Raw genomic sequence first — 8,500 nt, forward strand, 5'->3', positions numbered from 1 at the left:
GGACGACATGATCAATCCTGACGAGCCTGCCCATATCCCCGACGACCGGATGGTCGAACGCATTGTCGCTGAAGGGCCACGAGGAGCAGTTGTTGTGGCCGGGATTGCGACCGCCGCCGTCGTTGCAATGTGGGTCTTGTTTTATCTGCTTGTGTTCGTGCCCCGGAGCGTCTGATGAGCGATGTTCACAACGAAGCGGCGGCGGTCGCTGAGCGCATCGAACGGCGCTGGGCGACCGTTGCGATCTTGATTATTGTGTTTTTGGCGGGGATGGCGGCGTTCGCCGGGATACATCAGGCGACCATGCCGCAGACAGCGGTCGAAACCATCGACCCGACCACGATCCATCTCCAGGGCGAGTTCATTGAATCCAATCTKGGCAGCGCGGTGGAGCAGGATGGCTCCGTGACGGTAAGGGCGATCGGCCAGCAGTATTCGTTCTCCCCGCCCTGCATCGTCGTTCCAACTCAGACCCCGGTTACCTTCAGGGCCACCAGCGCCGACGTCGTGCATGGCTTCCTCATCCAGGGCACCAACATCAACACGATGCTCGTTCCTGGCTACGTATCGGTTCAGAAGGCCAGCTTCGACCAACCCGGTGAACACCTCATGCCATGCCAGGAGTTCTGCAGTGTTGGCCACGAAGGCATGTGGGCGAAAGTGAAGGCCGTCGACAAGCAGCAGTTCCTTTCGGAAATTGCGGACAAGAGGAGGCTTTCCTGTGCTCCATAATCGCAGGCTAATTCTGGCGCACTTCTGGCTCGCCTTCGCGACCTTTGGCCTTGCCCTGCCGCTCGGCGCCTGGCAGATGTACGTCCGCAGTCCGCTCTCCCCCTGGATCAGCAATCCTGAATGGTATTACCGTTCCCTGACCGCCCATGGCACGGTGATGGGTTATGTGTTCCCAACGCTTGTCGCAATGGCCTTCGGCTATGCGATCAGCGAGGCTTCCCTGAAACAGGCCCTCGTTGGAGTCCGCTGGGCCTGGACCGGTTTTTGGCTGATTGCGGTCGGCGCTGTCATCGCGATGATCCCCGTGTCCCTTGGTCGGGCGTCAGTGCTTTATACCTTCTACCCGCCTTTGATCGGAAGCGCGCTCTACTATATCGGCGTTGTGATGGTCGTTGTCGGCTCCTGGATCTGGGTGGCTCTCATGTCCATCAATCTGAGAGTTTGGAAAAAGGCCAATCCGGGCGCTCCAGTGCCACTCGCCATGTTTGCGAACGTGGCCGGCTCGTATCTATGGGCATGGACCGCCGTCGGCGCCGCCCTGGAGCTACTGCTGCAAATCATCCCGGTTGCGCTCGGGTTCAAATCGACGATCGACGCCGGTCTTGCGCGCGTGTTCTTCTCGTGGACATTGCACGCAATCGTCTATTTCTGGCTCATGCCGACCTATATCGCCTACTACACGATCGTTCCGCGGGCGATCGGCGGTCGCGTCTTCAGCGACACCATGGCGCGTATCTCGTTCATCCTTTTTCTCGTGGTTGCCATGCCGATCGGCATCCACCACGCCTTCGCCGACCCTCAGGTCGGTGCAGGTTTCAAGTTCATCCATTCCACTTTCACCGCCCTGGTCGCACTTCCAACGCTGCTGACGGTCTTCACCATACTGGCGTCTGTGGAAATCGCGGCGCGTGCGCGAGGGGGCAGGGGCGCCTTCGGCTGGCTGACCGCGCTTCCCTGGCGCAACCCCATGATGCTGGCGGTGACGTTTTCCTTCATCATGCTCGGCTTCGGCGGGGCCGGGGGGCTCATAAACATGAGCTACCAGCTCGACGCGTCGATCCACAACACACAGTGGATCACCGGACACTTTCATCTCATTTTCGGCGGCGCGATCGTCATAATGTATTTCGCCATCGCTTATGACCTGTGGCCCCATCTGACGGGACGTCCTCTCGTCAGCCTTGGTCTGGTCAGGCTTCAGCTCTGGCTCTGGTTCATCGGAATGATCGTGACGACTTTCCCATGGCACTATGTCGGGATCCTCGGCATGCCGCGCCGGATGTCCTTCTTCGACTATACCGATCCGGCGCTTGCGAACGAGGCGGTTTCGGTCGTGCTCTCGGCAATTGGCGGGTTCATACTCGTTGCCTCTGGTATTCTTTTCCTGGTCGTTCTTATCCGCTCGCATCTCGCTTCGCCAAGCCAGCCGGAGGAGTATCGGTTCGCGCTGGCCGTCCATCCTACCACCAGAGTTCCTGCGGCCCTGAACAGCTACGGTCTTTGGGTTGGCCTGATGGTAGCACTGACGATCACGAACTATGGATATCCGATCCTTCAACTTGCCATACGCAATGACACCTCCGTGCCAGCGGTATATGTGGGAGAAAGGTGATGAACGGCGACAGGCTGACCAGCTTTCGGAACCGGTGGACGCTGACCAGCGTCTTCGTCACAGCCGCAATCTTCGTTGTCGCCGCGCTATTGGGCTTTGTGCTGCTTCCGCGCCTTGACGCAAGGGAGCAGGTGGTGGGCTTATGGGATACCATCTGCCGGGCAGCCGGGCTGCCGCAGCGCGGAGAAGCTTCTGAACCCGTGCAGCCAGGTTACAAGACTTCTCTTGTGAAGATTGCAACCGCAGTTTCGCGAACTCGCAACGAGGAGGCGATAGGGAGAGGGGCCACGCTTGCGCAGCAGTGCGCCATCTGTCACGGCCCCACAGGCGTAAGCCGCGCAGACTCCCCGAATCTGGCCGGCCAGTATGCCAGCGTGGTCTATAAACAGCTTCGCGACTTCAAGGACGGCGTTCGTGTCAATGCTGTCATGAGCCCGTTCACGGCGAAACTGACCGAGCGGGACATGCAGGATCTTGCTGCATACTATGCCTTCTTGCCGCGACTGCCGGGCTTTCATCCCGCCGGGGCCAATCCGGCCCCGCGGATCGTGATCAGCGGCGCGCCAACGAGAGGAATCGCGCCCTGTGGTTCGTGTCATGGCACTATTGAAAACAAGCTGGGCAGTCCGTGGCTCGAGGGCCAGTCCGAACTTTACCTCAAGACCCAGCTCCAGGCCTTCGTATCTGGCTCGCGGCAGAACGACATCAGCAGTCAGATGCGCAACGTTGCGCGCGCGATGACGCCCGAAGAGATTGAAGAGGCCGCCCGGTACTACGCTAACCAGCCGCCGCCCTATCTGTCCACCGAATGAACCGATCCGTCGCAGTGTCGTCAAAATGCCGGTGATTCGAACGGTGCTTGAATGGCGACTGTCATCTCGTTCGATCGCGCCCGTGTGGTTACACGCCACGTGAAGAAGAACGACCGATAAAACATTTCCTCTGACGGGGTAGGGCGAGGTCCTCACCGCGATCGTGTTCGGCTATCGGTCACTCCGCGGAAGGCGGTCTCATCCACTTACCGTCCTTCCAATGAATGGCCACTTCGCGTGCGGTTTCCGCGGCAGATCAATCAACCATCTGCGAAGAGGCGGATCCATGCGCTCTGGCTATGGCATCCTGCAGATCCTCGATCGGCGTCGATCTCGTCATCGCATTGCCTTCCAGCTCTTTCGGCATCTTCCAGCCGGGGTCGACGCCTTCCATGTTTGGAAGCTCATGGGCGATCCCTTTGTGGCAGTCGATACAGGTTGCCTGTCCGGATAGCAGATATCGGGTGTGAATCTCGGCAGCCCGCTGCGTCTGCTTCTGCAGATCCATTGCCACCGCGGTGTGGCAGTTGCGGCATTCCAGGCTGTCGTTGGCCTTCATACGCGCCCATTCGTGCTGTGCCAACTCCAACCGCTTCTCCAGGAATTTGGGCCGCGTATTGATCGTGCCGAATATCTTGCCCCACACCTCCTTGGATGCCTGCATCTTGCGAGCGATCTTGTCGGTCCATTGATGCGGCACGTGACAATCCGGACAGGTGGCCCTGACGCCTGAGCGGTTCGAGAAGTGAATCGTGCGAGACAGCTCCTGGTAAACATTGTCATGCATCTCATGACAGGAGGTACAGAACTTCTCGGTATTGGTGAGTTCCAGCGCCGTATTGAACGCGCCCCAGAACATCACCCCACCAATGAAACCACCGAGCGTCAGGACGCCGAGCCCAATCGTGGCCGCAGGCGTCGTCAGGATCGACCAGGCCCAGACAATCGCTTTCTTGATCCATGAGATCATCGGCGTCACTCGCTTCCGGCAGGCTTGACGCCCATTTCGCTCATATCCCTGAACAGGTTGTTCACCAGCGGGCGCACGTCCGCCTGCGGCACGTGGCAGGCGGTACAGAAGTAGCGCCGGGGCGAGACATCCGCGAGCATCTGGCCGTCACGGGTCATGTAGTGCGTCACGCTGATCATCGGCGCACCGGAGTCCTGGGTGAACTCGCGCTTGTGGCAGGAAAGGCATCGGTTCGCGTTCACCGACAGTTCGTATCCCTCGATCGAATGAGGGATCACTGGTGGCTGGTCGGGATAGGCGCGCATCCTGCGGCGGTCGTCCACGATCCACTTCGGCAGTGGCGCCGCCGGGCCGATCGCCATCGACGGCACTCGCCCGACCAGTTGCGGTGCCGCCTCCGGCAATACCTGGGCAATCGTAGCCGTCGCGACGAAAAGCAGAATACCCGCCGTGACCAGCATCCAATCAGGCCGCCTCAAATGGCGACGGGGAGAATCTTGACCGCGCATTTTTTGAAATCCGTCTGTTTTGAGATGGGATCGGTGGCGTCGAGAGTAACCTTGTTGATCAGTTGGCTTGCATCGAACCAGGGAACGAAGATGACGCCGGGCGGCATGCGGTTTCGCCCGCGCGTCTCGACACGCGACCGGATCTCGCCGCGACGTGACACGATCCGCACTTCCGCACCCTGGTTGATGCCGCGCTTGCGGGCGTCCTCCGCGTTCATGAATACCCGTGCACCCGGGAATGCCTTGAAGAGCTCGGGAACGCGCAACGTCATTGAACCCGAGTGCCAGTGTTCCAGCACGCGGCCAGTCACCAGCCAGACGTCAAACTCCTCATCCGGGGCCTCCGCCGGCGGCTCGTAGGGAACGGCCAGGATGACCGCCTTGCCATCCGGCTGGCCATAGAAATTCACGCCTTCGCCAGGTTTCACGAAAGGATCAAAGCCTTCGCGATAGCGCCAGAGCGTCTCCTGGCCGTTGACCACCGGCCAACGCAGCCCGCGCACCTCGTGGTACATGTTGAAGGGTGCGAGATCGTGGCCGTGTCCGCGCCCGAAGGTGGCATATTCCTCAAACAGGCCTTTCTGAATGTAGAAGCCAAAGGCCTTCGCTTCCTGATTGTCGTAGTCGGCATTGAGTTCGCTGAGGGGAAAGCGGTCGACCTCGCCGTTGCGGAAGATCACGTCAAACAGGCTCTTGTCGCGATATTCCGGATTGGCGTCGAGGATATTGGCGGGCCAGACCTCGTCGGTCTTGAAGCGCTTGGAGAATTCCGCGATCTGCCAGAGGTCCGACCGTCCCTCTCCGGGGGCCTGGACAAGCTGGCGCCAGAGCTGGGTGCGGCGCTCGGCATTGCCGTAGCCGCCCTCTTTCTCGACCCACATCGCAGCCGGCAGGATCAGGTCGGCGCTCATCGCCGTGATCGTCGGATAGGCATCGGAGACGACGATGAAGTTGTCCGGGTTTCGGTATCCCTGCCAGGTCTCGTTGCTCGTGTTGGGTGCTGCCTGGATATTGTTGTTGACCTGCACCCAGTAGAAATTGAGCTTTCCATCCTTCAACATGCGGTCCTGCTGAACGGCGTGATAGCCCGGCTTTTCCGGGATGATGCCATGCGGGATGCGCCAGATTTCCTCCGCACGCTTGCGGTGCTCGGGATTGGTAACGGTCATATCGGCCGGGAGGCGATGGGCGAAGGTGCCGACCTCGCGCGCGGTACCGCACGCCGACGGCTGCCCGGTCAGTGAGAAGGGACTATTGCCGGGCTCCGATATCTTACCCGTCAGCAGGTGGATGTTATAGACCATCTGGTTCGCCCAGACGCCGCGCACATGCTGGTTGAAGCCCATCGTCCAGAGCGACATGACCTTGCGTTCCGGATCGGCGTAGAGTTCCGCCAACTGCTCCAGGAAGCCTGCATCAACGCCGCTCAGTTCAGCTGCCTTTTCCAGCGTGTACTCGGACACGAATTTCTTGAAGGCGGCAAAGTCAATTGGCTCCATCTTCGCCGGATCGGTCGCATTGGCAGCCTTCAATTCCAGCGGATTATCCGGCCTCAACCCGTAACCGATGTCGGTAACGCCGCGGGCGAACCGCGTATGCCGATCCACGAAGTCCTGGTTGACCCGCCCGGTCTGGATGATGTGGTTCGCGATGTAGTTGAGGATTGCCAGGTCCGACCCCGGCTTGAAGATCATCGGTATGTCCGCGAGATCCATGCTGCGGTGGGTGAAAGTGGATAGAACCGCAACCCTGACATGCGGGTGGCCGAGACGACGGTCGGCGACGCGGGTCCACAGGATCGGATGCATCTCCGCCATATTCGAGCCCCAGAGCACGAAGGCGTCAGCATGCTCGAAATCGTCATAGACGCCCATCGGCTCATCCATGCCGAAGGTGCGCATGAAGGCGTAGGCCGCCGAGGCCATGCAGTGGCGAGCGTTTGGATCGAGATTGTTGGAGCGCAGGCCGGCGCGCATCAGTTTCGTCGCTGCGTAGCCCTCGAAGATCGTCCACTGGCCGGAGCCGAACATGCCGACGGCCGTCGGTCCCTTCTCCTTCAGCACCTTCTTGCATTGCTCGGCCATCACGTCGAACGCCTCGTCCCAGGTGATCGGTTCGAACTCGCCGTCCTTGGCATATGCGCCGTTACGCTTGCGCAAGAGCGGCGTCTTCAGCCGGTCCTCGCCGTACATGATCTTGGAAAGGAAGTATCCCTTGATGCAGTTCAGGCCGCGATTGACCTCGGCCTGCATGTCGCCATGGGTGGCGACCACCTTGCCATCCTTCACGCCGACCATCACGCCGCATCCGGTGCCGCAGAAGCGGCAGGGTGCCTTGGACCATTTGATCTCGAGCGCCTCGACGCCGCCTGGTACCGGCTGGGCGGCGGCAGGTAGTGCTATACCGGCGGTCGCCGCGGCGATGCCGGCGGCGTGGGCCTTCAAGATGTCACGCCGCGTCAGTGTTCCGGTCATCGCTTCGCATCTCCTCTGTCTCGACGTGCTCGAAAACCATGCTCGCCGTGATCACCCCATCAAGCAGCGAAATGCGCGTCAGGCATTCGCCGAGCATGCCCGTATTCGTTCCCTCGATAACCACGACGATCTTGCCGCCGCCGTGGCCATGGACTTCGACATTCTCCATCCCGGCGATTGCAGCCAGGACGTCTTCGGTTCGCGCCGGCACCGTCGCGATCACCGCGCTGGAAATATGATAGCGCTGCGGCTGCTCAGACATCGGCGGCCTCCGCTTCGCGGGCCTGGAGGCCGATGGCGCTGACCGGGCATATGCTGAGGCACGCGCCGCAACCGCTGCAGAGCGCTTCGTTCAATTCCGGAACGAACGGGCCGCCCATCCGGGGACGGAAGCGGATCGCTTGCTCGGGACAGCATTCGCCGCACGACTGGCAAGCGACGTGGCGCTTCGCCAGGCAACCATCGCCGACTACCGCGACATGCGGGAAACGATCGACTTTCACGGTCAAAAAGACGGGTTCGGGACAGACCGAGCTGCATTCGCCGCAGAAGGTGCATTCGCCAAAAGCGAAATCGATCGAGGGCATCCCGTCCGAAAGGCGGATGATGCCGGTCGGACATCGTTCGGCGCAAAGCCCGCATCCCGTGCACGCGTTGAGGCTTTCGGCCGTCGCCCCAGGTGGACAGATTCCGATATTTCTCCTGGCGGGTCGGCCGAAAAACAACGCTCGACGTGAGATGGGCTCTGTCCGCATGACGCCCTCAATGACCCGCAGGCGGCCCCGGCGGGCCGTAAATGATCTGGAACATCCAGACGAGGAAACCGTATCCGCCGACGACGCCAACGGCAACGAGCGGCCAGATTCCAAAGGCCAAGACAAGGAAAGCAAGGAGTTCGACCCGCCGCCGTCCGCGGGGGTTGATTTCCTTCGGAGCTTTGTCGGTCAGGTCGGTCATGGCGGCTCCCCCACGGCAAAAATCGTAGCACACGTTTTTGGAGACGCATAGTCTCAATTGCACTTCCTCCTGCGTGCAAGGGATATGGGAACGTTGAGCTGTTTTGCCGGGGCGGTCGGGCGATCGCAGCCGATCTTTGAGGGAGCGCAAATACCGGGAGCGCCCTTCGACCTATGGAGGTTGGAATCGCCGTGCAGCCGCTTGCTTAGCAAGGGGACGCCAGTCGGCGAAGCGATCGATCCAAGCGTCGAAAGGTCAACGCGTGACAGACATCACAGAGCAAGAAACCGTAAACGAGCCGACTCGCCGTGATTTCCTTTATCTCACCACAGGCATGGCGGGGGCGGTTGGGGCCGTTGCGGTTGCATGGCCGTTTATCGACCAGATGCGTCCGGATGCTTCGACGTTGGCGCTGGCCTCGATCGAGGTTGACG

Annotated in this window: 11 protein-coding genes; 5 read left to right on the forward strand and 6 right to left on the reverse strand. The window is 60.6% G+C overall.

Features of this window, described 5'->3' with window-relative positions:
• Window positions 1–7: 7 nt before the first annotated feature.
• Genes AC1DE4_RS17730 through AC1DE4_RS17745 form a run of 4 tightly spaced genes read left to right on the forward strand, consistent with a single transcriptional unit; the run spans window position 8 to window position 3,156 of the window.
• A complete protein-coding gene (locus AC1DE4_RS17730; protein ID WP_018856232.1) occupies window positions 8–175 on the forward strand; it encodes a hypothetical protein in 168 nt (55 codons plus the stop codon).
• On the forward strand, window positions 175–732 hold the full coding sequence (locus tag AC1DE4_RS17735; protein ID WP_192303316.1) for a cupredoxin domain-containing protein: 558 nt from the start codon (window positions 175–177) through the stop codon (window positions 730–732). The genes AC1DE4_RS17730 and AC1DE4_RS17735 overlap by 1 nt, the downstream gene beginning before the upstream one ends.
• Window positions 722–2,344, forward strand: coding sequence for a b(o/a)3-type cytochrome-c oxidase subunit 1 (locus AC1DE4_RS17740; RefSeq protein ID WP_477882323.1), 1,623 nt, complete (start codon window positions 722–724; stop codon window positions 2,342–2,344). The genes AC1DE4_RS17735 and AC1DE4_RS17740 overlap by 11 nt, the downstream gene beginning before the upstream one ends.
• Window positions 2,344–3,156 (forward strand): c-type cytochrome, encoded by an 813-nt coding sequence (locus AC1DE4_RS17745; protein WP_192240808.1) that lies wholly within the window; start codon window positions 2,344–2,346, stop codon window positions 3,154–3,156. Before AC1DE4_RS17740 ends, AC1DE4_RS17745 begins: the two co-directional genes overlap by 1 nt.
• A gap of 256 nt (window positions 3,157–3,412) precedes the next feature.
• Here AC1DE4_RS17745 and AC1DE4_RS17750 read toward each other — a convergent pair whose 3' ends face one another.
• From AC1DE4_RS17750 to napE, 6 genes are read right to left on the reverse strand one after another with little or no spacing between them, the layout of a single operon-like run.
• On the reverse strand, window positions 3,413–4,126 hold the full coding sequence (locus tag AC1DE4_RS17750; protein ID WP_162706186.1) for a NapC/NirT family cytochrome c: 714 nt from the start codon (window positions 4,124–4,126) through the stop codon (window positions 3,413–3,415).
• Window positions 4,127–4,131: 5 nt separating this feature from the next.
• Entirely contained in the window at window positions 4,132–4,635 is a 504-nt protein-coding gene (locus AC1DE4_RS17755; protein ID WP_062368227.1) for a nitrate reductase cytochrome c-type subunit, read from the reverse strand.
• Window positions 4,602–7,109 (reverse strand): periplasmic nitrate reductase subunit alpha, encoded by a 2,508-nt coding sequence (gene napA, locus AC1DE4_RS17760; protein ID WP_192303310.1) that lies wholly within the window; start codon window positions 7,107–7,109, stop codon window positions 4,602–4,604. The genes AC1DE4_RS17755 and napA overlap by 34 nt, the downstream gene beginning before the upstream one ends.
• Window positions 7,084–7,371 (reverse strand): chaperone NapD, encoded by a 288-nt coding sequence (locus AC1DE4_RS17765; RefSeq protein ID WP_018856239.1) that lies wholly within the window; start codon window positions 7,369–7,371, stop codon window positions 7,084–7,086. The genes napA and AC1DE4_RS17765 overlap by 26 nt, the downstream gene beginning before the upstream one ends.
• Entirely contained in the window at window positions 7,364–7,864 is a 501-nt protein-coding gene (locus AC1DE4_RS17770; protein ID WP_477882326.1) for a ferredoxin-type protein NapF, read from the reverse strand. Before AC1DE4_RS17770 ends, AC1DE4_RS17765 begins: the two co-directional genes overlap by 8 nt.
• Before the next feature lie 7 nt (window positions 7,865–7,871).
• A complete protein-coding gene (gene napE, locus AC1DE4_RS17775; protein WP_477882328.1) occupies window positions 7,872–8,066 on the reverse strand; it encodes a periplasmic nitrate reductase, NapE protein in 195 nt (64 codons plus the stop codon).
• Window positions 8,067–8,328: 262 nt separating this feature from the next.
• On the opposite strand from napE, the gene AC1DE4_RS17780 reads away from it, so the two are divergent.
• The coding region (locus tag AC1DE4_RS17780) for a ubiquinol-cytochrome c reductase iron-sulfur subunit N-terminal domain-containing protein (RefSeq protein WP_477882338.1) at window positions 8,329–8,500 on the forward strand (172 nt) is incomplete at its 3' end.

Source organism: Rhizobium sp. 10N414, from assembly GCF_056394785.1.